Origin of the sequence: Helicobacter sp. 16-1353 (assembly GCF_003288815.1) — a bacterium.
Classification (GTDB): Bacteria; Campylobacterota; Campylobacteria; order Campylobacterales; family Helicobacteraceae; genus NHYM01.
In genome coordinates, this window is record NZ_NHYM01000006.1 from 42,607 (window position 1) to 65,899 (window position 23,293).

Consider the following 23,293-nt stretch of genomic DNA (forward strand, 5'->3'; position numbering starts at 1 on the left):
ATATTTTATAATTAAATAAGATAAAGGAAAAAAATGATAAAAACATTTGGTTTATTTATTTCTATATTGTTATTTAGCGTCGTTTTAGTTGCTTGTGGCGAAAAAAAAGATGAAAATTCGCAAGATATAAATACCAGTGAATCTACTACTATAATAGAATCTCAAAATAACGCTACTATAGAATCTAATATAGAGGATTCCAATAATATCGTAGAAAAATCTACTTTAGATGTAATGCAGGATATAACACCAACAGAAGACAATCAAGCAACTTCACCATCACAACTTGCAACAACTATTACAAGTAATGCTAGTGATTTGTATAAAAAGTGTATAGCTTGTCATGGGGTAAAAGGTGATAAAATAGCTCCGGGCAGTGTTGGAGATGTATTAATTTACGATTTATCTAAGAATGAAATTATAGAAAGTCTCAAAGGATACAAAGCCAGAACGCTTGATAAAGGCGGGACTGCAGCGATTATGTATCTACAAACAGCGAATCTTAGCAATGATGATATGGAAGCTTTGGGAGAATATATATCAAATCTAAATAAATAATACCTATGTTTATAGTAAATGAGATTTTTGAGGCTAAATATACTAAGGAAAAATCCACATTCTTAGCATATTTACTACCTATAAAAGATTATCATTCACATCTTATTTATTTACAAAAAGAGCATAAAAAAGCCGCCCATTTCGTTCGTGCCACTAGAATCTATAACGAATACTCCCAAATCATAGAGCATTCCAGCGATGACGGCGAGCCGAAGGGAAGCTCCGGCGTGCCTGTGCTAAATGTGATGCGTGGGAATGAGCTAGTTGATTGCGGGATTATCGTGGTGCGGTATTTTGGTGGGAAATTGCTTGGCGTTGGTGGTTTGGTTAGGGCTTATACAAATGCTTCATTAAATGTTATTAAACATTCCACATTATTAAAATTCGAGCAAATCACAACTTATACCTTAGAATTACCATTGCATAAAATAGAAATGGCAAAATATTTATCTAAAAAGCTAGAAATTGATGTTATACATTTTGATTTTACGCAAAATTTTGCAATAATTCACATTGAAACTAATGCTACTAAGATTGACAAATTTATAAGTGCATTGAATCTACAAAAATAAAGGAACTAAATGGAATATTATTTGTATATTAAAGCCCTTCATGTAATTGCTTTTGTTGCTTGGATGGCTGTTTTGTTTTATTTGCCACGACTTTTTGTTTATCATACTGAAAATAAAGAGAATAAGGATTTTGTTAAGGTTGTAAAGATTCAAGAGGATAAATTATATTATTTTATCGGCACTCCAGCAATCTTAGTTACAATAATAACTGGACTTATTATGATAATCCTAAATCCCGGAATGTTTAAAACAGGCGGTTGGATGCATGTAAAACTCCTATTTGCGGTATTTTTGATTATTTATCACTTGGATTGTGGTAGGCGATTGAAGCAATTAAAAAATGATATTTATATAAAATCTGGTAAATTCTATCGATTTTACAATGAGATTCCTACTATTATTTTATTTGTGATTGCGTTCTCCGCAATATTAAAATTCTAATTTTTGGTATTATCTAATGGACAAACTTTGGGGTGGTAGATTTAAACAAGATTCTTCTAGATTATTGGAAGAGTTTAATGCTTCTATTAATTTTGATAAAAAATTATATAAAGAAGATATTTTAGGCTCTAAGATTCACGCTGAAATGCTTTATAAAATTGGTGTTTTAACCCAAGAAGAGAAAAATAACATAATAAGCGGATTAAATAGAGCATATCAAGAGATTGAAGATGGCGATTTTGACTTTAAGATTCAAGATGAAGATATTCATATGGCAGTTGAAAAAAGGCTAACACAACTTATAGGCGACACTGCTAAAAAGCTCCATACTGCACGAAGTAGAAATGACCAAGTCGCACTTGATTTAAGGCTTTATTGTAGGAATAAAAACAAAGATATACAAGATTTATTAAAGAAATTAATTACTACTTTAGTAGAAATTGCTAGGAATCACACAGATACAATTATGCCCGGAATGACGCACCTCCAACACGCACAGCCTGTAAGCTTCGCTTTCCATTTATTGGCTTATTGTTTTATGTATAAAAGGGATTTTGAGCGACTTGTAGATGATTATAAACGCAATAATTATTCTCCGCTTGGTTCTGCTGCATTTGCTGGGACTCCTTATAATATTGATAGGGATTTTAGTGCTAAACAATTAGGATTTAATGCCCCTTGTCAAAATGCTACCGATGGCGTTAGCGATAGGGATTTTGCATTAGATTTGCTATATGGAATTGCGATGATTGCTATGCATACTTCACGATTTGCTGAAGAGCTTATTTTATGGAGTAGCTTTGAATTTAGATTTATAACTATTAGTGATTCATTTTCCACTGGAAGTTCTATTATGCCAAATAAGAAAAATCCAGATGTAGCCGAGCTTTTACGCGGAAAAACAGGCAGAATCTATGGGAATCTTATATCCCTTTTGACAACTCTAAAAGCATTACCTTTAGCCTATAATAAAGATATGCAAGAAGATAAAGAGGCTATTTTTGATAGTGTTGAGAATATTTTATTATGTCTAAGGGTTTTAAACGAAATGCTAAAAGAGATTTCTATAAATAAAGATATGATGCTACAAAAAGCTAGAATGGGGCATATTACTGCTACTGATTTGGCTGATTTTTTAGTGCAGAAAAAAGGTATTAGTTTTAGAGAATCTCATCATATAGTAGGTAAAATCGTGGCATTTGCGGAAAGTAAAAATTGCGATATAAGCGAATTAAGCATAGAAGAACTTCAAAATCAAGATAATAGAATAACAATTGATGCAAAAGAGGTTTTAGATTTATCCCATTCTCTAAATTCTCGCAATTCATTTGGTGGAACATCACAAAGTCAGGTTAAAACGCAAATTGAATATTTATTAAAGTGGATAAATGAGTAACGATTCAAACAAGCAAGATAATATCGTTAGTATGTTTGATGATATTGCTAAAAATTATGATATTGCAAATAGAATCTTAAGCTTAGGTGTTGATACAAGATGGCGAAAAGAAGCTTGTAGTAAAGCTATTAAATTATTACAACATAAAGCAGAATCTAATTTGCAAATAGTAGATGTAGCCTGTGGCACGGGAGATATGATTTTAAATTGGCTTAGATATACAAATAATGCAAATATTACAGGTATTGACCCATCAATAAATATGCTCAATATCGCTAAAGAAAAGCTCCCAAAAGACATAATGCTAATTAAAGGAGAAGCAAAGAAATTAGACATACCAAGTAAAAGTATCGATTTACTTTCTATTGCATATGGATTAAGAAATGTCGTTGATATGGATATGGCATTAAATGAATTTACAAGAGTATTGAAAAATGGCGGGGTATTAGTCATTTTAGAATTTACAAAAAAAGACAAACAAAATATTATTGATATTATTGCATCATTTTATACAAGAAAGATTCTGCCGTTGCTTGGCGGTTTAATATCTAAAAACTATAAAGCATATAAATATCTTCCAAATTCTGTAAATGACTTCTTAACACTAGAAGAATTGGAATCTAAGCTTAAAAATCTAGGATTTAATATTAGTGTTAAAAAGCGGTATATTGCTAATTTATGTAGTCTTATTATCGCACAAAAGATTCCAAATGCCAATCTATAATATATTTTTAACTATCTTAGATGTAGAATCTTTTTTATTAAGATTAATGGATTTATTATGATGGATTATTCAAATTCTATACTTTCTTTACTCGTTCCTATTGTTGTTATCGTTATGGTTTTTGTTACGCGTAGAGTGGCACTTTCTTTATTGGTTGGAATCCTACTTGGCGGGATTATGATGTTTTATAACGACATAATAAATATTCCCGTTTATGTTTATAAAAATATCTCATCTGTATTCTACACATTCGATGAAAACGACAAGCTTATTATTAGTTTTAGTAGCGTTTATATATTTGGATTCTTGATTTTACTTGGAATCTTAACGCAAATCATATTATATTCCGGTGCTATAAATTCATTTGTAAATTGGGCACACAAAAGAGTAAAAAGTGCCAAAGGCTCGGAGTTTATCGCATTTATCGCTGGGATTATAATTTTCGTTGATGATTATTTTAATGCCCTAACAGTTGGACAAATAAGCAAATCACTAAATGATGCTAATAAATCCAGCAGAGAGCGATTGGCTTATGTGATAGATTCCACTTCTGCACCGATTTGTATTATAATGCCGATAAGTAGCTGGGGTGCGTATATAATCGGCGTTATGGATACAAATATCCCAAAGGATTTTGGTGATGGATTACTTGTATTAATAGAAAGCATTTGGAGTAATTATTACGCTTGGTTTGCGTTATTGGCTGTATTTCTTACTATATTGTGGCAGGTGAATCTTCCTGCAATGCAAAAAAATGTAAATATAGAGGTTAAGGATTTATTACAAAAAAGACATTTTGATGATAAAGAAAGTTCTATTTGGTTGCTTATTATCCCAATATTGACATTAATGATTTCTATATTTTTTATGTTTTTTTGGACTGGATATACTGCTAGTGAAAATCATAGTTTGATAGATATTTTAGCAAATACAAATACTTCATTTTCGCTATTTGCTGGAGGATTAATTACTATTTTTGTGAGTATTATTATCTCAATGAAACATCTTAGACTTTCGTATTCTTATGAGATTCTAAGAAAAGGTTTTCTTAGTATGCTTCCGGCAATTGTGATTTTAATCTTAGCTTGGGCGATTGGTCCTGTTATTCGCGATGATATGCAAACAGGTATTTATCTAGCAAATGTAAGTAGGGAATTATTATCCAATAATGTTGTTTCATTTATCCCTGCTGTATTATTTCTAATATCATCATTTATAGCTTTTGCTACAGGCACGAGTTGGGGGACATTTGCGATTATGATACCTATTGGTGTTGGTATTATTGAGGCTAGTGGTGGTAATGCAATGTTGGGAATCTCTGCAATCCTTTCTGGAGCAGTTTTTGGCGACCATAGCTCCCCGATTTCGGATACTACGATATTATCTGCCACAGGTGCGGGTTGCTCTGTGCAAAGCCACTTTATTACACAATTGCCATATGTTTTAACTGTTGCTATTATCTCGCTTATTAGCTTTATATTTTCTGGAATCTTTAATAACATCATTGCTGGATATATTGTTGGGATAATAGGTATTTTTGGGATTTTTTATCTATATAAACAATATCTAAGCAAACCGCTTAATTTCAATTAAGATTCCAATATAAATAAAGGAGTTTCAATGCAGATTAGGGTTTATTATGAAGATACTGATTGTGGCGGGATTGTATATCATACGAATTATTTGAAATATTGTGAACGTGCGAGAAGCGAATTGTTTTTTAGCAAGGATTCTATGCCAAATACAGATTCTATTGGGCTTGTGGTTAGGCATATTACGGCTGATTTTTTGGATTCCGCTAGATTGGGTGATTTACTCATCGTGAAAAATAGCATTACAAAACTTGGAAAAAGTAGTGTTATATTTAAACAAGATATTTATTTAAGGGATAAGATTATATTTAGCGCAGATGTAAAACTTGCCTGTATAGATATAAAAACGAAAAAAATAGTAAGGATTCCAGACAAAATTCGCTATATTTTGGAGAAATACAATGCAAAATGTTAAAGATTCTAAGATAGAATATCCAACTTTATGGGAATATCTAATCATCACAAACAATAAAGAAACCCTTGAATTTGCAATAAAAGAAAAATTTGAAATGTTGGATTATACTCTCAATCCCTCCAAAGAGAGCAAAAATGGAAGATATGCAAGCTTTACTTTTACAATTCAAGTTATAAGTCAAAAAGAAAGAGATGATATTTTTAAGATTCTAACAAAAATAGAAGATGTAAAATTTGTGGTTTGATTTTATATTATTTTAAAAATAAAAAATGTAGAATTTGCATTCTACTTTATTGCGGGAATGGCGGAATGGTAGACGCACCAGACTTAGGATCTGGCGCCGCAAGGTGTGGAGGTTCAAGTCCTCTTTCCCGCACCACATTATTTTTAGATAATCTTTCAAATCAACATTTTTAATTTAATCATTATAGGAATTTTTATGGATATATCAAATCAAGCAAATCTGCCGACAAAATTTGGCAATTTCATCATTCAATCATTTAGAGAATCTGTTGCCAAAAATGACGGCTGTAGCTGTGATGTTGAACATTTGGTTGTTATGACAAAAGAACTTGGAGCAATTCCGCTTGTGCGTGTGCATTCGGAATGTCTAACGGGCGATGTTTTTAGTAGTATGAAATGTGATTGTGGTGATGAGCTACAAATAGCAATGAAAAGAATCTCAAAAGAAGGTGGAATGATTATTTATTTGCGGCAAGAAGGTCGTGGAATCGGGCTTTTTAATAAAATCAATGCATATAATTTGCAAGATAAAGGCTATGATACAGTAGAAGCAAATGAAGCATTAGGATTTAAAAGCGATAATAGGGATTATACGATAGTTGGTAAGATTTTGAAATATTTTAATATTGAAAAAATACGATTACTTACCAATAATCCGCGTAAAGTGGAGGAGATTTCAAGATTTGTCAATGTAGAGCGAGATAGCATCCTAGCTACCCCAAATGAATATAATAAACATTATCTACAGATTAAAAAGACAAAATTAGGACATATTTTATAATTAAATCTTAGATTATTATTTTTAGCTAATAACTTTTAAGATTTTATTTTAAAAAATACAAGTAGCCTAATCTTAAAATCAAGCGACATAAAGAATATTTTTTAACAAATTATTTAATCACCCAAGTAGACATCTATTTTACTTTTTAGATTCCATTATTAATAAATTCTATGTGCTTAAAATTTACACAGCCTTATATAATTTATAGGTAATTTAAGCTACATAAAATGTTTATTTTAGTCATATAAAGAAACTAAAATTAAATGGAGATAAATATTGAAATCAATCATTAAAATAATCACAATACTAATTTTTTCTTTAGGCGTATCTTTTGGAGCTAGTTATCCGCCAATAAAATCGAAAGATGGTTTGGCAATCTCTAGCAATATATTGGCAAATGAAGTAGGGCAGAGCGTCTTAGAGAATGGTGGAAATGCTATCGATGCAGCTGTGGCAGTAGGATATGCATTAGCAGTAGTTCATCCAGCAGCAGGAAATATTGGTGGCGGTGGGTTTGCTGTTATTCATCTTGCAAATGGAGAAAATATAACTTTAGATTTTCGAGAAAAAGCCCCACTAAAGGCGACTAGAGATATGTATTTAGATGAAAATGGAGAGGTTATAAAAGATTCTAGTGTGATTGGTTATCTTGCAGCTGGGGTTCCCGGAACTGTAGCAGGAATGAGCGAAATGCTAGAAAAATATGGCACTAAGGAATTATCTTATTTAATACAACCTGCTATAGATTTAGCTGAAAATGGCTTTGCTTTGACGAATAGACAGGCTCAAACTATGCTTGAGGTAAAAGATGAATTTGTTAAATTTAATTCATCAAAAAAATATTTTTTAAAGAAAGATGGAAGCACTTATAAAGAAGGAGAGATTCTAGTCCAAAAAGATTTAGCAAAAACATTAAAAGCCATACAAAAAGAGGGTAAAAAAGCATTTTATGAGGGTAGAATCGCTGATTTAATTGTCAAAGATATGCAAAAAAATGGCGGAATAATCACAAAAGAGGATTTGAAAAATTATAAGCCTATTTGGAGAAAGCCTGTTATTGGAAATTATCGCGGATATGAGATAGTATCTATGGGAGCACCTAGTTCCGGTGGTATACATATCATAGAGATTCTAAATATTATAGAAAATGCTAATATAGGAGAACTTGGATTTGGCTCATCTAAGAGTGTTGCACTAATGAGCGAGGCAATGCGACAAGCCTATGCAGATAGAAGTCAATATTTAGGAGACCCTGATTTTGTAAAAGTGCCTACACAAAAACTAATAGATAAATCCTATGCAAAAAAGATTTATAATAAGATTAATCCAAATAAGGCGACTTCTAGCAGTGATATTCGACCGGGATTAAATATCAAAGAAAGCGATAATACAACGCATTATTCCATAGCCGATAAATGGGGAAATGCAGTTTCTTTAACCTATACAATAAACGCTTCTTATGGAAGTGCAGCTGCTATAGATGGAGCAGGATTCTTGCTAAATAATGAAATGGATGATTTTTCAATCAAACCCGGCGTGCCAAATATATATGGATTAATTGGTGGTGAAGCAAATGCCATAGAAGCAAATAAACGACCACTTAGCTCAATGTCGCCTACGATAATATTAAAAGATGGAAAATTATTTATGGTAGTTGGAAGCCCGGGAGGTGCTAGGATAATCACTACAGTTTTACAAGTCATAAGCAATGTAATAGACCATAAAATGGATATTTCTCAAGCAGTGAGTGCTCCTAGGTTTCATATGCAATGGTTGCCAGATGAGATAAGAATTGAAGAGTTTGGTATGCCTAAAGATGTTATGGATAATCTAGAAAAATTAGGATATACAATCGTTACAAAACCTGTAATGGGCGATGTAAATGCAATACTTATAGATGATAATATTTTTTATGGCTCTATGGACCCAAGAAAAGAGTTTTAAAGATAAACTCTAATTTGTAGCTATAAATCTAAATAGAGTAGGGCATAAATCTATTTGATTTAAAAAAGATTGGGGTAGAGTGGTTTATGAGCTTTTTTAAGAAATGTTAATTTAAAGCTATTTGTTAAAGAAAATAGAACGGATTCTAATATTAGGTATTTTTGCTATTATTTGGATATTTGGAATCTTCCAAACGCAGATACAACTTAGTTTTAATACTTTATTAATTTTGCGTAAATAGAAAAAATGATAGAAGTTATGGCTAAATTTTCCACATATTGATAAAATGATTATGGATTTTGCTAGATTTAGTGATTATAAATGTAATCTCTTAATAAAAGTTTGAAAATTGCAGTTTTCAATACTAAAATATATAAATAAATACCAAATATTAAAATAAACTTAAATCTTAATAGAATCTTAAATATACAAAGATGCTTAAGAAAATTTTAAAGTTTTTTAAATTGCCAAAATTAAGATTCCAAAAAAGTTTAATTCTTTTATATTTATAAAATGGAACGCAGTTTTTGCTCATCTACAATAATAATTTTTTTATTATTATCGAATCCAATTATATTTTCATCTTTTAATTTTTTTATACTTCTTGATAGTGTTTCTTGAGAAATATTTAGCATTTGAGATACGACTTTTTTACTTAGCATATTAAAAACATCATAGTTTTTATTCAAAAGTGAGGCTAATTTACTTTTTGTATCATAAATCATATTAATATTGATTATATATTCTTGTTCCTCAATGATTTTATTTGCCCTATTTAGCATATTAAGGGATAATGCGGGGTCGCTTTTTATGATTTCCTTAAAGGATTCTACATTGATACTTAGTATTTTGCAGTTTTCTAAGCAAAGAATATTGAAAAAAGAATTATTGCTTAAAAAAGTATGGTAATCAATAAGTGGCGGATTACTTTCATTGGCACAATAATTATGAAGTAGATTAACTATCACTTCATTATCAAATTTATTGATTTTATAAACTTTAACTAATCCGTGAAATAGATAATGGACATTATCCACAATATCATTCTCATAATAAAGAATAGAATCTTTTTGATATTCTTTAATATGTGAGATATTTATTATTTCTTCAAAAGTTGCTGGTTTAATATTTTTAAAATCGTCCATATTTTCTAAAACCAACTTTAAATCAACAGAGCAACTTAAAGGACAATGCCTAATTTTATACATAATAATTTTCCTTTATATTTAATATTAATTTATATACGCGTTGTCCCGTAGTTTGGGGCTTGTAAATTAATATTACACTCCACCCCCCCCCAACTTTGAATTCTCTTTGTATTTTCTAATGATGTTACCAAATCGCCCTCCATAAAAAATTTCGAAGTCCCATTTTTAATAAATTCTAATATCATAAACGCTTTTTATCCTCCATTACAAACTCTACAAAATAAAGCTTTTCATTATACAGATAAATTTATTCAAAGTAACGCATAATATTATATCCACCACTATTTAGATATTTATCTTTTTCGACTAATTTTAAATCAGATTTAACCATATCATCAATCAAGCTATTAAGGTCATATTTTGGTTTCCACTTTAGAATCTCTTTTGCTTTTGTAGAATCTCCAATCAACAAATCAACCTCCGTTGGGCGAAAATATCTAGGGTCAACGCTTACGATTTCACTACCTTCTTTAAGTTTATATTCACCGTTACATTTTGAAACATAACCCCTCTCCTCTACTCCACTGCCCTTCCATTCTATCTCAATACCAAGTTTTTTAAACGCAAGTTCTACAAATTCACGCACAGAAGTTGTAACCCCTGTGGCAATCACAAAATCATCTGGTTTATCCTGTTGTAAAATCAAATACATCGCTTCCACATAATCTTTTGCGTGTCCCCAATCTCTTTTTGCACTGAGATTCCCTAAATAAAGTTTATTTTGCAACCCTAATGCAATTTTACATACAGAGCGAGTTATTTTCCGTGTAACGAAAGTCTCTCCTCTTATCGGGCTTTCGTGATTAAATAAGATTCCATTACTTGCAAAAATGCCATAAGCCTCTCTATAATTTACACTTATCCAATAAGCATATAATTTCGCTACCGCATATGGGCTTCGTGGGTAAAATGGGGTTTTCTCGCTTTGTGGGACTTCTTGCACTAATCCATAAAGCTCACTTGTGGAGGCTTGATAAATCTTTGTGGATTTAGTAAGCCCTAGAATCCTAATTGCCTCTAGCAATCGCAAAGTGCCTAATCCATCGGCATTTGCAGTGTATTCCGGTGTTTCAAAGCTCACTTGCACATGACTCATTGCAGCTAGATTATAAATCTCATCGGGTTGGACTTCTTGGACTATTCGAATTAGATTTGTAGAATCTACTAAATCCCCATAATGAAGACGAAATCTAACATCATTTTCATGCAAATCCTTATATAAATGGTCTATTCTATCGGTATTAAATAAAGAGCTTCGTCGCTTAATTCCATGCACCTCATAGCCTTTATTTAACAAATATTCTGATAAATATGCTCCATCTTGTCCTGTAACACCTGTAATAAGTGCTTTTTTCATATTAATCCTTAATTTAAGTCATAAAAATTACCAAAGAATTATAATATAAATTAATTTGATAAGTAGAAAAATATTCTTTATATAAAAAAGTATATAATGTTCCTTGACATAAGGCAAACCTATCCCGTTACTTTTGAGTTACTATTTTTTTCGTTTTAAAGCTATGCTTTGAAAATACACAAAATTATGTGGGAGGAATTATGTTACGAAGAGACTTTTTAAAAAGTGCAGCTGTTGCTTCTGCGGCAGCTACTGCTGGAATTTCAATACCAAGTGTCTTAAGTGCACAACAACAAAATGTTGAAGGTGGTTGGAAATGGGATAAAGCTGTGTGTAGATTCTGTGGAACTGGCTGCGGAATTATGGTAGCAACTAAAAATAAACAAATAGTTGCTGTTAAAGGAGACCCAGAAGCACCAGTGAATAGAGGTTTGAATTGCATAAAAGGATATTTTTGTGCAAAGATAATGTATGGAAACGATAGAATAACAGAGCCTTTACTGCGATTAAACGATAAAGGTGAGTTTGATAAAAAAGGTAAATTCAAGCCTGTTAGCTGGAAAAGAGCTTTTGATGAGATGGAAAAACAATTCAAAAAAACTTATAATGAATTAGGTCCAACTGGAATTGGAGTATTTGGCTCAGGACAATATACAATCCAAGAGGGCTATGCTGCTGTTAAGCTTATCAAAGGTGGCTTTAGAAGTAATAATATTGACCCAAATGCAAGACATTGTATGGCGAGTGCGGTTGTTGCGTTTATGGAGACTTTTGGTATTGATGAGCCAGCTGGTTGCTATGATGATATAGAGTTAACTGATACGATTGTTACTTGGGGAGCGAATATGGCAGAAATGCACCCAGTTCTTTGGAGTCGTGTGAGTAACCGAAAGCTTTCAAATCCAAATGTTAAGATTATAAATCTAAGCACTTACACTAATAGAACCTCAGATTTAGCGGATATTGAGATTGTTTTTAAACCGCATACAGATTTGGCTATTTGGAATTATATTGCAAGAGAGATAATCAATAGAAATGCGGTAAATACAAAATTCGTTAAAGACCATTGTATATTTACAACGGGATTTGTAAATATCGGCTATGGTATGAGGAATAACCCAAATCACCCGAAATTCAAACCAAGCGAAAAAGATACTGTTGCAAAAGAAGTATCAAAGGTCGTTAGTGATAATGAGGGCACTACATTGCAATATTTAGGGATAAAAGCCGGAAGTGTTATGAAAAATGATAACGCAAATAATGGCGGAAATCACTGGGAAATAAGCTTTGAGGATTTCAAAAAAGGTTTAGCTCCATATACACTTGATTTTGTTGCAAAATTAGCAAAGGGTGATGATAGTGAGAGCCTAGAATCTTTTAAAACTAAATTAAAAACTTTGGCAGATTATTATATTGATAAAAATCGCAAGATTGTAAGCTTTTGGACGATGGGAATGAACCAACATCAAAGGGGAACTTGGGTAAATGAGCAAAGTTATATGGTGCATTTACTACTTGGAAAACAAGCTCTACCCGGAAATGGTGCATTCTCCCTAACTGGACAGCCATCAGCTTGTGGAACAGCTAGAGAGGTTGGGACATTTTCACATAGACTTCCAGCGGATATGGTTGTAGGAAATGCAAAACATAGAGAAATGACAGAAAAGCTATGGAAATTACCACCCGGCACACTAAATGGCAAGGTTGGAGCGCATTATATGAAAATTATGCGTGATTTGGAAGATTCTAAGATTAAGTGGATTTGGGTGCATGTAAATAACCCTTGGCATAACTCCGCAAATGCCGAGCATTGGATAAATGCGGCTAGGGATTTGGATAACTTCATCGTAGTTAGCGAATGCTATCCGGGAGTCTCCGCAAAAGTAGCGGATTTGATTTTGCCAACAGCGATGATTTATGAAAAATGGGGCGCTTATGGGAATGCCGAGCGACGAACCCAGCATTGGAAACAGCAGGTTCTACCGCAAGGAAGTGCGATGAGCGATACTTGGCAGATGATGGAATTTTCAAAAAGATTCACGCTTAAAGAAGTTTGGGATAAGGAATATCCGGGATTGGCATTAAAACCTGTTTTAGCAGCAGCTAGAGCAATGGGATATAATGACAATACCACACTTTTTGAGCTACTATATGCAAATAATGACGCAAAGAAATTTACTACAAATGACGCTATGCTAAGAGGCGTTGATAATACCGAAGTTTTAGGCGATAGTAGAAATGTCGTTGGAAGCGATGGAATGGCATTCAAAGGATATGGATTCTTCATTCAAAAATATCTATGGGAAGAATATAGACAATTTGGCTTAGGACATGCTCATGATTTAGCGGATTTTGATACATATCATAAGATTCGAGGGCTTAGATGGCCTGTTGTTGATGGCAAAGAAACCCAATGGAGATTTAATGCTAGATATGATTCATATGCTAAGAATAATGAGGGCAAAGAGTTTGCATTCTATGGAAATAAAGGCAAATCTATCCCAAGTGGGAATCTAGCAAAGCCGGGCGATAAAAAGGTAAATATTAATAATAAAGCAAAGATATTCCTAAGACCTTATATGGACCCAGCAGAAATGCCAGATTCTAACTATCCATTGTGGCTATGCACAGGTAGGGTTTTGGAGCATTGGCATAGTGGAACAATGACTATGAGAGTGCCAGAGCTTTATAGAGCCGTGCCGGAGGCATTGTGCTATATGCATAATGAAGATGCAGCTGCAAATAATCTAAAGCAAGGTGATACTATTTGGATTGAAAGCAGAAGGTCAAAAGTAAAAGCAAAAATTGATACTAGAGGGCGAAATCGACCGCCTAAGGGATTGATTTATGTGCCTTGGTTTGATGAAAATGTATTAATCAATAAGGTCTGCTTAGATGCAACCTGTCCTTTATCAAAAGAAACAGATTTCAAAAAATGTGCAGTAAAAATCTATAAGGCTTAAGTAGGGCGTAATGCAGAATGTAAATAAAGATAGGCGAAATGTAATTTTGAAAGCTGTGCAAGGAGCTGGAATCTTTGCTTTTAGTGGGTTGATTTGGGGTGCATATGTAAGTAAAGCGAAAGCTTCTACATTCTCACTTCGACCGCCGGGAGCAAGGAATGAGAGTGAATTTTTAAAGCTATGTATTAAATGTGGTAGATGTGTAACTTTCTGCCCGTTTAATACGCTTAAACTAGCACAGCCACAAGATGATGTCCCAACTGGGACGCCGTTTTTTATACCTAGGGAGATTCCTTGTTATATGTGTGTAGATGTCCCTTGTGTGCCTGTATGTCCTACAAAAGCCCTTGATGAGGAATCTATATCGATTATAGAGAATGGAAAATCTATGATGGATATACGAAAAGCACAAATGGGCGTTGCGATAGTAGACCAAAAATCTTGTGTCGCATATTGGGGGATTCAATGTGATGCTTGTTATAGAGCCTGTCCTTTGCTTGATGAGGCAATCAAGCTAGAATACAAGCAAAACGATAGGACTAATAAGCACTCTTTTCTTTTGCCAGTAGTTGATAGCGATGTCTGCACGGGCTGTGGATTATGTGAGAGAGCGTGTATCACGGAAAAACCAGCCATTATTATATTACCTAGAGATAGAGTTTTAGGTAGTGTTGGGACAAACTATATAAAAGGTTGGGATAAGGAAGATGAAAAGCGATTAGAGGAGCTAGATACGAGAGAATCTAAGATTCCAAAAGCTTCAAAAAGCAATGACGGGGTTATGGATTATTTGAATAGTGAGGAATTTTAATGAAAAAATATAGATTTTTAATTCTAAGACGAATTATTCAAATAGGAATCCTAGTAGCATTTGCGGTGTGTAGCTACTTTACATATGAGTTTTTCCAAGGGAATCTAAACTCATCAAAAGTATTTTGGATTATCCCTATGAGCGACCCTTTATCTATCGCACAGATTTTTATATCTGGTGGAATCGTAGGATTCGAGGCAGTTTTGGGATTGATTATAGTTTTGCTAATCTATGGGATTATTATGGGGCGCGGATATTGTGCCTTTGTGTGTCCTATGAATATGGTAACAGATTTGGCGAATTTCTTAAGGAGAATCCTAAAAATTGATATGATGCAAAAAAAGCTAAATATCACTAGAAGAATAAAATATGGTGTTTTGGCTCTATCTTTATTATTAAGTTTTATGTTTGCTATTCCAGCATTTGATTTGATAAGCCCAATTTCTATGCTTCATCGAGGCATTATCTTTGGAATGGGAGCTGGAATCTTTGGTGTTTTAGCGGTATTTTTATTTGATTTATTTTTTATAAAAAATGGTTTCTGTGGCTATATTTGTCCGCTTGGAGCGACTTATTCACTAATTGGGAAATATAGCTTACTTAGAGTAAAACACGATAAAGATAAATGCACTAAATGTATGAAATGTATCGTAGTTTGCCCAGAGCCACAAGTTTTAGATTTAATTGGTAATAGAAGCGGAACAATCAACAAAATTGATTGTATGAAATGTGCTAGATGCATAGAAGTATGCGATGATGACGCACTAAAATATGGAATTTTTGATTTTAAAATAGGGAGAAAGAAATGAAATATATAAAATTAGCTTTAGCAATGGTTTGTGTTGTATTATTTATTGGTTGTGCGGGTGATACACAAAGCAATATTGCTTTAGATGAAGATGATATTGGGCTTAGGAATACTCCGCTAACTAGCGAAGATGTGAGGTTGAAAGATTTTGCTTATATCTCAACTCCAGCAGGTGAGGGAAAAGTGGTGGATAGGTCATTTGAGAATGCACCACCGATGATTTCACACGATGTTACAGGTATGATGGATATTACAAAAGATTTTAACGCGTGTATTAGTTGCCATGCACCAGAAAATGCTGCTGCGATAAATATAATATCCGTTCCAGCATCTCATACCTATGACACATTTAATGATAAAAAAATAGATGGCATTGCAGATAGTAGGTATAATTGCACATTATGCCATTCTCCACAGGCAAATATAGCACCTATAGTTGGCAATACTTTTAAACCAGATTTTAGAAACGAATCTGATAAGAGAAAATCTAATCTTTTAGATATTCTTGATGAGGGTGTAAATTGAGAGATTATATTGTGATTGTAGGTGGATAAATATTGAGACATATATTTAAAAAATATAGCAATGTATTACCTCCATATTGCAGTGATTCTAAGATATTAGAATCCTGCAATAAATGTTTAGATTCTCCTTGTATTGGAGTTTGTGAAGAAAATATTATCAAAAAAGATAGTAATGGAATCTATTTAGATTTTAAAGAAAGTGGTTGTAGTTTTTGTAAAAAATGTGCCATTGCTTGTATGGAAAATTCATTTGGTTTGCTTGATTTGACTTTAGGCGATAAAATCGTTGCTACTATTCAAATCAATCAATCTAAATGTCTAGCATGGCAAAAAACACTATGTTCTTATTGTCTTGATGTATGCGATAATAAAAGTATAAAATTTATAGGTAGCTTATATCCTGAAGTTGGAGAATCTTGCACTAAATGTGGAATGTGTAAGAGCGTTTGCCCCGTTGATGCAATCATATTAAAATCTTAAGATTAAGGTGTGCTAATGAAGAAAATATTTTTTTATCTTTTATTGTTTAGTTTGATACTATCTGCGAATCAGCCATATAAAAAAATCACTACAAACAATTTTATAACTTCTCTAGATTTATATAAAAATACATTATATGTGTCAACCGATAAAGGCGAGGTGGAAATCTACAATACCAATACAAATAAAAAAATAGGAAGTATAAAATTAGATAGTATAAATGATTATTTTGGTAATAAATTATTGCCAAAAGTTTTTCATACACATACATTAGATGGTAAAAATATATTAATAGTTAGCCAAGACAATAATAGTGGCTCAAAAATATCTATCTATAATAATAAAAAAATGTATGAAGTCAAACCAAATAATCAAACATCAATGATAAGTAAAGCATATTTTATTGATAGCGATAAAATATTATTTGGTTCTTTAAGTAATGAAATATCTCTTTATAGCTTAAGTCAAAAAAAGATGATTTGGCATATACAACCAAGTGAAGCTGTTTTTTCGGATTTGATTTTTGATGAAAATACTGCCATTTCTACGACTGAAGGTGGCATTATATATTTGATTGATTTAGAAAATGGCAATATCATTAAAAGTTTAGAGGGTGCAAATTTTGATAATGTTTATATGTTAGCAAGTGCTAAAAATATTATTTTAAGTGCTGGTAGAGATAAAACTTGTGGAATCTATGATAAGGTAAGTGGCAATTTTAAGCGATTAGAAACAGATTTTTTATCCTATGCTGTTGGAATCTCAAAAGATTCCACACTTGGAGCTGTTAGCTTAAACGAAAATAATGATATTTTGATTTTTAATACAACAACTTTAAGTAGAATTGATATTTTAAAAGGCGGAAATGCTCTGCCAAACACGATAATATTTATTGATAATGAAAATATAATTAGTGGATTTGATAGTAAGAGTATTTTATTTTGGAAAATAGGAGATAAAAAATGAATATTTCAAGCATAATCATTAAAACATTAGTAAAAAATAGAGAGAAATGTGCAGATAATCTCTCAAAAATTGATGGCGTAGAAGTGGCTTTAAGTCAAGATTCTACTATTATTGTAACTATAGAAGCACCAAGCACTAATGAAGAAATAGAGATATTTAAGAAAATAGAAGCAACAGATGGGGTTATTGCCGCTTCAATGCATTATACATATTTTGAAGATGAGCTAAAAGAGGAAATAAAAAATATGAATGATGAATTTACACATATTTTAAATGATGATAGTATCCCAATAGAGCAAGTAAAATATACCGGAAGTGTTAATTATATGATGAATAATAAAAAGAAAAGAATGTAGAATCTTTATAGATATTTTATAAGCAAATATTTTATTAAAGGAAAATTCTATGGAAATTTATCTAGCTGGTGGGTGCTTTTGGGGAATCGAGGCTTATTTTGGATATATAAAAGGCATTAAAGAAACAGATGTAGGTTATGCTAATAGCAAAATACCTAATCCAAGCTATGAGATGGTTTGTTCCGGACAAACAGGAGCTACAGAATGCGTTAGATTGGTTTATGATGCTAATATTATTACATTAGAGCAGATTCTAGGCGAATTTTTTAGTATTATTGACCCAACAACGATAAACAAACAAGGCAATGATATAGGCACACAATATCGCAGTGGAATCTATTTTGTAAATCCCAATGATGAACAAATTATTAAAGATTTTATTATCAAAATAGCCCCAAATTACACAAAACAAATTGTTACAGAAGTTAGCAGATTAGAAAATTATTATAAAGCAGAATCTTATCACCAACAATATTTAAGAAAAAATCCAAGTGGATATTGCCATATTGATTTAAGTAAATTTATTTAAAATACTATTGATAAAATAAGATTCCACATATAGAGCCACTCTACTCTAAAATTATTTAACTATATTAGAAATCGTCTTAAACTCTTCTGCAGTAGAAGTTTTAAGTAAATCAAATAATATACTTTCCATATTTGCTACATTTACATTAAGATTACACATCAAATTTAATGCATTTTGCTTATTAGATATATCCCTTGAGATAACGCAATCTTGTGGCACGATTACATCAAACCCAGCTTGTTTTAAATCTCTAGCAGTTTGTAATACACAAACATGGGCTTCCATTCCAGATATAATTACTTGCCTTATATGTGGATTTTTGGCTAAAAAGTCCAATAATTCACTATTTTCATAGCAACAGCTAAAAACTCTTTTTTCAAAATCTATTTTCTTAATATTTTCTCCAAATAATCCCTCTACACTCTCGCCCAAACCTTTTTTATATTGTAAGGATTGCAAAATTGGCAAACCCAATATATTACAACCATTAATTAGAATCTTATTCTTAGCTAGAAAAACAGCAAATTCCTCTTTTTGCATACCCTGAGCCAATCTATCTTGAATGTCAATTACCAATAAAAGCGATTTTTTTCTATCCATATTAAACATTTTAATCTCCTTAATTTAAGTTTAAATAACATCTTTGTATTTGTAGTATGCCGCACAAGCTCCCTCATTGCTCACCATACAGCTACCAATGGGATTCTGCGGTGTGCAAACCTTGCTAAATACCTTGCAATCAGTTGGCTTTGCAATCCCTCGCAATATATCACCACAAATACAAAGTTTATTATCACTAATGTGCTCTTTAGGTAAGATATTATCAAATATTACCTCAGCATCTATTCTACTATATTCATCTCTTAATCTTAAAGTGGAATCTTTAATATTTCCCAAACCTCTCCACTCAAAATCCTCTCTCGTAACAAAATACTTATTAATCAATTCCTGTGCTCTAAGATTCCCCTCCATTGTAACAACTCTATTGTATTGTATGTCAAGTTTTGCTTGATTTGCATTTATTTGCTTTATTATTCTAAATACAGAATCCATAATATCAAATGGCTCAAATCCACCAACCACAATTGGAATATTATATGTTAAAAGCGGTAGATAGATTTTTGCTCCCGTAATGACACTTACATGAGATGGTGCTATTAGGGCATTAATATTACAAGGTTTAGAATGCAAAATAACCCTCAACGGCGGAGGAACTAAGAGGTGATTAATATGAAAAAAAAGATTATCTACGCCCTGCTCTAATGTTTTATCTATTAATGCAGCAGTCATTGGCGTCGTAGTTTCAAACCCTATTGCAAAAAATACAATCTTTTTATTTTTATTTTCTTTTGCTATCTTTAAGGATTCTAATGGAGAATATACAAATCTTACATCACAACCTTCACTTCGTGCTTTTTGCAGACTTCCATTGCTTCCGGGAATCCTAATCATATCGCCTAAAGTTAGCAGGATTGTATCTTTTTGCTGGGCTATTTTATATGCTTGATTGATTCTATTTTTTGGCATTACACATACAGGGCAACCCGGTCCGTGTATAAAATCAATATTTTCTGGCAGAATCTTATTTAAACCATATTTCATAATACTATGAGTATGACCGCCACAAACCTCCATAATATTCACTTTGGAATTAAGCTTTTTTGCTTCCAATTGTATGTTTTTTAAGATTCCTAGAATCTTATCTTTATCCCTAAAAGAATCAATCAATAAATCCATATTTACCCTTAAAATCATTAATCAAAATATTTGCTTATTATAGATGATATTTTTTTAAAAAGTTTTATAAAAATTAGCAATAAAGTTATAAATAAGAATCAATGTTACAATAACAATATTTGCAATATTTGACAAAAACAATATGATATTATAAAATTTTGCTATTTTTAATTTCAACAATAATAGAGTAAGAAAGGATATTTATGGCTATCATTACAGGATTTCCTAGAATTGGTAAAAATAGGGAGTTAAAGAAAGCATTAGAGGGTTTTTGGGCAAAAAAAATCGATGAAACAGCCCTACATAATGTGGCAAAAGAGCTTAGAAAAGCACATTGGGAGATTCAAAAAAATCTAGAATTTGTAAGTGTAAATGACTTTAGTTATTATGATAATATGCTTGATTTGGCTTATTCACTAGGGGCAATTCCAGAGAGATTCAAACCATATAAAGATTTGGAGTTATATTTTGGAATGGCAAGGGGAACAAACGATGCAATTGCCTGTGAGATGACAAAATGGTTTAATACAAATTATCATTATGTTGTGCCAGAATTAAGCATTGATGATGAATATAAGATTGATGCTAGTTGGATAATAGCACAATACAACGAAGCAAAAGAATTAGGCTATAAGCCAAAAATAAATCTTATCGGGCTTTTTACATTTTTCGCTCTAAGTAAGATTGTTAAGGGTAATCCAAAAGATGTATTTAGAAAGGTTAAAAGTGCGTATTTTGAGCTTATCGAAGAATTAGAAAAATTAGATTCTAATATTGTTATAGAGTTTAGTGAGCCTATTTTTGCTTGTGGCATAGATAAAAAACTAGGTGATTTACAATGTATTTATGAGATTCCAGCTATTGAATGTATCTATAATCATTTATCAAAAAAAGTAAAAACGATAGTTACTACATTTTTCGAACATAGCACGGAATTAACAGAGATTCTATTAAAAACAGATATTTATGGGCTTGGGCTTGACTTTGTTTATGGTAAAAAAAATATAGATTCCATTGAGAAAATTGCAAAAACTAATAAGATTCTCTATATTGGAATAATCGATGGTAGGAATATCTGGCGAAGTGATTTAGAAACTAAGCTTGAGATTTGCAATAAAATCGCACATAAGATTCCAAAAGAAAGGCTTTTTATTAGCTCTAGTTGCTCGTTGCTTCATTCGCCATTTAGCAAGGAAAGTGAAGTAAAAATGGATAAAGAAATACTTTCTTGGCAATGCTATGCAGTAGAAAAGGTTGATGAGATTTTATTACTAGAATCTGTATTTAAAAATGGAATTACAGAAGCAAATGAAGAAAAATGGGAAGAATCTAAAAATATAAATCACCATAGAAAACATTCATCTAAGATTCATAAAAAAGATGTTCAAAATAGATTAAAAGAAAATATTAATATAAATAGAAGTGAAGAGTTTGTAGATAGAATCGCTATCCAAAAAGAAGAATTAGGCTATGAAAGTCTTGCTACAACTACAATTGGTTCATTTCCACAAACTCCGGAGCTTAGGGCATTAAGGTCAAAATACAAGAAAAATGAAATCTCAAAAGATGATTATGATAATGGGATTAAAGAGTATATTAAGGATTGCGTAAGATTCCAAGAAGAAATTGGGCTTGATATTCTAGTGCATGGAGAGCCTGAGCGAAATGATATGGTGGAGTATTTCGGGGAGCAAATGGAGGGCTTTGTATTTAGCCAAAATGCGTGGGTGCAAAGCTATGGAAGTCGATGTGTGAAGCCACCTATTATCTATGGAGATGTTTCTCGTCCTAAACCCATGACCTTAGAGTGGTCAAAATATGCTCAAAGTTTAACTAATAAGATTATGAAAGGAATGCTAACAGGTCCAGTTACGATACTAAATTGGTCGTTTGTTAGAGATGATGTGGAGCGAAAGGAAGTTTGCAAGCAGATTGCATTTGCTATTCGTGATGAGATTAATGATTTACAAAATGGTGGGATAAAGATAATTCAAGTTGATGAAGCAGCATTTAAAGAGGGCTATCCATTACGAGCGGAGAATATCAAGGAGTATGAAACTTGGGCACTAGAATGCTTTAAGCTATCCACTTCAATAGCAAAGCCAAATACGCAGATTCATACACATATGTGTTATAGCGAATTCAATGATATTATAAAAACCATTGAGGATATGGATGCCGATGTAATAAGTATAGAATGTGCTAGAAGCGGAAATTCTCTATTGAAAATATTTAAAGATATTGGATATACGCATGAGATTGGTCCGGGCGTTTATGATATACATAGTCCTAGGATTCCAAGTGTTGATGAGATGGTAGAGCAAATTAAATTACTTCTAGAAGTGTTACCAAAAGAGCAACTTTGGATTAATCCAGATTGTGGATTGAAAACGCGAAAATGGGAGGAAGTCAAACCTGCATTAAAAAATATGGTGGAAGCTGTTCGTCAATTTACAAACAAATAATAATCAAAAATATAGGGATTTTAGATGGAATCTCTATATTTTAACTCTAGTTTTTAAGCAGCGATAATTAAAAAAAATTAAACTAATATAAGTTTGGGTGTAGCTAAAGATTCTAGTTCAGCTACTAGTATTGAGTGAGTGTCTTACCACTTCTAGGCTTACCAGCAAGATAAGCATATCCTTTATCTCTAAGTAAGTGATGATGTTTCAGTGGCTTCATATTAACCCATCAGCTTTTTAAATTCATCAAAAACACCCCTACGAGTAAGGAATTCCCCTAAGCTCTCATTTTTATAGTCATCACAATGGTCTTGTATGATGACTTCATCTAGTTCAGGGAGATTAATCTCAATACTAGGTTTTCCACCCCACATAAGCAATTATAGAAGTTTTTATTAACACAGAAATCAATAAAATTATCAT

The 23,293-nt window shown here is 32.1% G+C and carries 25 protein-coding genes and 1 tRNA gene; 20 read left to right on the plus strand and 6 right to left on the minus strand.

The features are described from left to right. Window positions 1–33: 33 nt before the first annotated feature. From CCY99_RS09900 to ggt, 11 genes are all read left to right on the plus strand, one after another. Entirely contained in the window at window positions 34–558 is a 525-nt protein-coding gene (locus CCY99_RS09900) for a c-type cytochrome (RefSeq protein ID WP_258443483.1), read from the plus strand. Between the two features lie 5 nt (window positions 559–563). After that, a complete protein-coding gene (locus CCY99_RS04890) occupies window positions 564–1,130 on the plus strand; it encodes a YigZ family protein (protein ID WP_112060295.1) in 567 nt (188 codons plus the stop codon). Window positions 1,131–1,139: 9 nt separating this feature from the next. Continuing rightward, a complete protein-coding gene (gene hemJ / locus CCY99_RS04895) occupies window positions 1,140–1,571 on the plus strand; it encodes a protoporphyrinogen oxidase HemJ (RefSeq protein ID WP_112060296.1) in 432 nt (143 codons plus the stop codon). Window positions 1,572–1,587: 16 nt separating this feature from the next. Beyond that, complete coding sequence (gene argH, locus CCY99_RS04900; protein WP_112060297.1) at window positions 1,588–2,967, plus strand: argininosuccinate lyase; 1,380 nt, start codon at window positions 1,588–1,590, stop codon at window positions 2,965–2,967. Next, a complete protein-coding gene (gene ubiE, locus CCY99_RS04905; RefSeq protein WP_112060298.1) occupies window positions 2,960–3,691 on the plus strand; it encodes a bifunctional demethylmenaquinone methyltransferase/2-methoxy-6-polyprenyl-1,4-benzoquinol methylase UbiE in 732 nt (243 codons plus the stop codon). Before argH ends, ubiE begins: the two co-directional genes overlap by 8 nt. Before the next feature lie 57 nt (window positions 3,692–3,748). Continuing rightward, window positions 3,749–5,284, plus strand: a complete 1,536-nt coding sequence (locus tag CCY99_RS04910) for a Na+/H+ antiporter NhaC family protein (RefSeq protein ID WP_258443487.1) — start codon at window positions 3,749–3,751, stop codon at window positions 5,282–5,284. Window positions 5,285–5,311: 27 nt separating this feature from the next. Then, window positions 5,312–5,698, plus strand: coding sequence for a YbgC/FadM family acyl-CoA thioesterase (locus tag CCY99_RS04915; RefSeq protein ID WP_112060299.1), 387 nt, complete (start codon window positions 5,312–5,314; stop codon window positions 5,696–5,698). Further along, the gene (locus CCY99_RS04920) at window positions 5,685–5,942 is read left to right on the plus strand and encodes a DUF493 domain-containing protein (RefSeq protein ID WP_112060300.1); all 258 of its coding nucleotides are present in this window, start codon (window positions 5,685–5,687) and stop codon (window positions 5,940–5,942) included. The genes CCY99_RS04915 and CCY99_RS04920 overlap by 14 nt, the downstream gene beginning before the upstream one ends. A 51-nt stretch (window positions 5,943–5,993) precedes the next feature. Further along, window positions 5,994–6,077, plus strand: a tRNA-Leu gene (locus tag CCY99_RS04925). Window positions 6,078–6,137: 60 nt separating this feature from the next. After that, window positions 6,138–6,722 (plus strand): GTP cyclohydrolase II, encoded by a 585-nt coding sequence (ribA, locus tag CCY99_RS04930; RefSeq protein ID WP_112060301.1) that lies wholly within the window; start codon window positions 6,138–6,140, stop codon window positions 6,720–6,722. 276 nt (window positions 6,723–6,998) lie between these two features. Further along, entirely contained in the window at window positions 6,999–8,666 is a 1,668-nt protein-coding gene (gene ggt, locus CCY99_RS04935; RefSeq protein ID WP_112060302.1) for a gamma-glutamyltransferase, read from the plus strand. A gap of 506 nt (window positions 8,667–9,172) precedes the next feature. Here the strand turns inward: ggt and CCY99_RS04940 are convergent. The 3 genes from CCY99_RS04940 to gmd form a co-directional block, all read right to left on the minus strand. Beyond that, complete coding sequence (locus tag CCY99_RS04940) at window positions 9,173–9,874, minus strand: Crp/Fnr family transcriptional regulator (RefSeq protein WP_112060303.1); 702 nt, start codon at window positions 9,872–9,874, stop codon at window positions 9,173–9,175. A gap of 29 nt (window positions 9,875–9,903) precedes the next feature. Next, window positions 9,904–10,059 (minus strand): hypothetical protein, encoded by a 156-nt coding sequence (locus tag CCY99_RS09555; protein WP_181646848.1) that lies wholly within the window; start codon window positions 10,057–10,059, stop codon window positions 9,904–9,906. A gap of 62 nt (window positions 10,060–10,121) precedes the next feature. Further along, window positions 10,122–11,231, minus strand: a complete 1,110-nt coding sequence (gmd, locus tag CCY99_RS04945; RefSeq protein WP_112060304.1) for a GDP-mannose 4,6-dehydratase — start codon at window positions 11,229–11,231, stop codon at window positions 10,122–10,124. 200 nt (window positions 11,232–11,431) lie between these two features. On the opposite strand from gmd, the gene napA reads away from it, so the two are divergent. Genes napA through msrA form a run of 8 tightly spaced genes read left to right on the plus strand, consistent with a single transcriptional unit; the run spans window position 11,432 to window position 18,668 of the window. Next, window positions 11,432–14,194, plus strand: a complete 2,763-nt coding sequence (napA, locus tag CCY99_RS04950; protein ID WP_112060305.1) for a nitrate reductase catalytic subunit NapA — start codon at window positions 11,432–11,434, stop codon at window positions 14,192–14,194. 10 nt (window positions 14,195–14,204) lie between these two features. Then, window positions 14,205–15,005: a ferredoxin-type protein NapG gene (gene napG / locus CCY99_RS04955; RefSeq protein ID WP_112060306.1), complete on the plus strand. Its 801-nt coding sequence runs from the start codon at window positions 14,205–14,207 to the stop codon at window positions 15,003–15,005. Beyond that, window positions 15,005–15,814 (plus strand): quinol dehydrogenase ferredoxin subunit NapH, encoded by an 810-nt coding sequence (napH, locus tag CCY99_RS04960; RefSeq protein WP_112060307.1) that lies wholly within the window; start codon window positions 15,005–15,007, stop codon window positions 15,812–15,814. The genes napG and napH overlap by 1 nt, the downstream gene beginning before the upstream one ends. After that, on the plus strand, window positions 15,811–16,338 hold the full coding sequence (locus tag CCY99_RS04965) for a nitrate reductase cytochrome c-type subunit (protein ID WP_112060308.1): 528 nt from the start codon (window positions 15,811–15,813) through the stop codon (window positions 16,336–16,338). Before napH ends, CCY99_RS04965 begins: the two co-directional genes overlap by 4 nt. 32 nt (window positions 16,339–16,370) lie before the next feature. Then, entirely contained in the window at window positions 16,371–16,817 is a 447-nt protein-coding gene (locus CCY99_RS04970; protein WP_112060309.1) for a 4Fe-4S binding protein, read from the plus strand. 15 nt (window positions 16,818–16,832) lie between these two features. Further along, the gene (locus CCY99_RS04975) at window positions 16,833–17,783 is read left to right on the plus strand and encodes a hypothetical protein (RefSeq protein WP_112060310.1); all 951 of its coding nucleotides are present in this window, start codon (window positions 16,833–16,835) and stop codon (window positions 17,781–17,783) included. Then, complete coding sequence (locus CCY99_RS04980; RefSeq protein ID WP_112060311.1) at window positions 17,780–18,139, plus strand: chaperone NapD; 360 nt, start codon at window positions 17,780–17,782, stop codon at window positions 18,137–18,139. Before CCY99_RS04975 ends, CCY99_RS04980 begins: the two co-directional genes overlap by 4 nt. 49 nt (window positions 18,140–18,188) lie before the next feature. Continuing rightward, the gene (gene msrA / locus CCY99_RS04985) at window positions 18,189–18,668 is read left to right on the plus strand and encodes a peptide-methionine (S)-S-oxide reductase MsrA (protein ID WP_112060312.1); all 480 of its coding nucleotides are present in this window, start codon (window positions 18,189–18,191) and stop codon (window positions 18,666–18,668) included. Window positions 18,669–18,719: 51 nt separating this feature from the next. Here the strand turns inward: msrA and CCY99_RS04990 are convergent, their stop codons facing one another. Together CCY99_RS04990 and hypD are read right to left on the minus strand one after the other, a co-directional pair. Then, a complete protein-coding gene (locus CCY99_RS04990; protein WP_112060313.1) occupies window positions 18,720–19,277 on the minus strand; it encodes an isochorismatase family protein in 558 nt (185 codons plus the stop codon). Window positions 19,278–19,298: 21 nt separating this feature from the next. Continuing rightward, window positions 19,299–20,405 carry a hydrogenase formation protein HypD gene (gene hypD, locus CCY99_RS04995; protein ID WP_258443496.1) on the minus strand — a complete coding sequence of 369 codons (1,107 nt, stop codon included), beginning with the start codon at window positions 20,403–20,405 and terminating at the stop codon, window positions 19,299–19,301. A 203-nt stretch (window positions 20,406–20,608) separates the two neighbouring features. Here hypD and metE point away from each other — a divergent pair, with 203 nt between their 5' ends. After that, window positions 20,609–22,870 carry a 5-methyltetrahydropteroyltriglutamate--homocysteine S-methyltransferase gene (gene metE, locus CCY99_RS05000; RefSeq protein ID WP_112060315.1) on the plus strand — a complete coding sequence of 754 codons (2,262 nt, stop codon included), beginning with the start codon at window positions 20,609–20,611 and terminating at the stop codon, window positions 22,868–22,870. Window positions 22,871–23,091: 221 nt separating this feature from the next. On the opposite strand, the gene CCY99_RS09560 is transcribed toward metE, so the two are convergent. Then, window positions 23,092–23,244 (minus strand): hypothetical protein, encoded by a 153-nt coding sequence (locus CCY99_RS09560; protein ID WP_181646849.1) that lies wholly within the window; start codon window positions 23,242–23,244, stop codon window positions 23,092–23,094. Window positions 23,245–23,293 lie beyond the last annotated feature (49 nt).

Bases quoted from the DNA above. Each gene is read 5' to 3' on its own strand.
- CCY99_RS04920 (WP_112060300.1), top strand. From the start codon at position 5,685: ATGCAAAATGTTAAAGATTCTAAGATAGAATATCCAACTTTATGGGAA.
- CCY99_RS04990 (WP_112060313.1), bottom strand. From the start codon at position 19,277: ATGTTTAATATGGATAGAAAAAAATCGCTTTTATTGGTAATTGACATT.
- CCY99_RS09555 (WP_181646848.1), bottom strand. From the start codon at position 10,059: ATGATATTAGAATTTATTAAAAATGGGACTTCGAAATTTTTTATGGAG.
- argH (WP_112060297.1), top strand. From the start codon at position 1,588: ATGGACAAACTTTGGGGTGGTAGATTTAAACAAGATTCTTCTAGATTA.
- hemJ (WP_112060296.1), top strand. From the start codon at position 1,140: ATGGAATATTATTTGTATATTAAAGCCCTTCATGTAATTGCTTTTGTT.
- CCY99_RS09560 (WP_181646849.1), bottom strand. From the start codon at position 23,244: ATGTGGGGTGGAAAACCTAGTATTGAGATTAATCTCCCTGAACTAGAT.
- CCY99_RS04965 (WP_112060308.1), top strand. From the start codon at position 15,811: ATGAAATATATAAAATTAGCTTTAGCAATGGTTTGTGTTGTATTATTT.
- metE (WP_112060315.1), top strand. From the start codon at position 20,609: ATGGCTATCATTACAGGATTTCCTAGAATTGGTAAAAATAGGGAGTTA.
- msrA (WP_112060312.1), top strand. From the start codon at position 18,189: ATGGAAATTTATCTAGCTGGTGGGTGCTTTTGGGGAATCGAGGCTTAT.
- CCY99_RS09900 (WP_258443483.1), top strand. From the start codon at position 34: ATGATAAAAACATTTGGTTTATTTATTTCTATATTGTTATTTAGCGTC.
- napG (WP_112060306.1), top strand. From the start codon at position 14,205: ATGCAGAATGTAAATAAAGATAGGCGAAATGTAATTTTGAAAGCTGTG.
- ribA (WP_112060301.1), top strand. From the start codon at position 6,138: ATGGATATATCAAATCAAGCAAATCTGCCGACAAAATTTGGCAATTTC.
- CCY99_RS04890 (WP_112060295.1), top strand. From the start codon at position 564: ATGTTTATAGTAAATGAGATTTTTGAGGCTAAATATACTAAGGAAAAA.
- gmd (WP_112060304.1), bottom strand. From the start codon at position 11,231: ATGAAAAAAGCACTTATTACAGGTGTTACAGGACAAGATGGAGCATAT.
- napH (WP_112060307.1), top strand. From the start codon at position 15,005: ATGAAAAAATATAGATTTTTAATTCTAAGACGAATTATTCAAATAGGA.
- CCY99_RS04910 (WP_258443487.1), top strand. From the start codon at position 3,749: ATGATGGATTATTCAAATTCTATACTTTCTTTACTCGTTCCTATTGTT.
- CCY99_RS04915 (WP_112060299.1), top strand. From the start codon at position 5,312: ATGCAGATTAGGGTTTATTATGAAGATACTGATTGTGGCGGGATTGTA.
- CCY99_RS04940 (WP_112060303.1), bottom strand. From the start codon at position 9,874: ATGTATAAAATTAGGCATTGTCCTTTAAGTTGCTCTGTTGATTTAAAG.
- ubiE (WP_112060298.1), top strand. From the start codon at position 2,960: ATGAGTAACGATTCAAACAAGCAAGATAATATCGTTAGTATGTTTGAT.
- napA (WP_112060305.1), top strand. From the start codon at position 11,432: ATGTTACGAAGAGACTTTTTAAAAAGTGCAGCTGTTGCTTCTGCGGCA.
- CCY99_RS04980 (WP_112060311.1), top strand. From the start codon at position 17,780: ATGAATATTTCAAGCATAATCATTAAAACATTAGTAAAAAATAGAGAG.
- hypD (WP_258443496.1), bottom strand. From the start codon at position 20,405: ATGGATTTATTGATTGATTCTTTTAGGGATAAAGATAAGATTCTAGGA.
- CCY99_RS04975 (WP_112060310.1), top strand. From the start codon at position 16,833: ATGAAGAAAATATTTTTTTATCTTTTATTGTTTAGTTTGATACTATCT.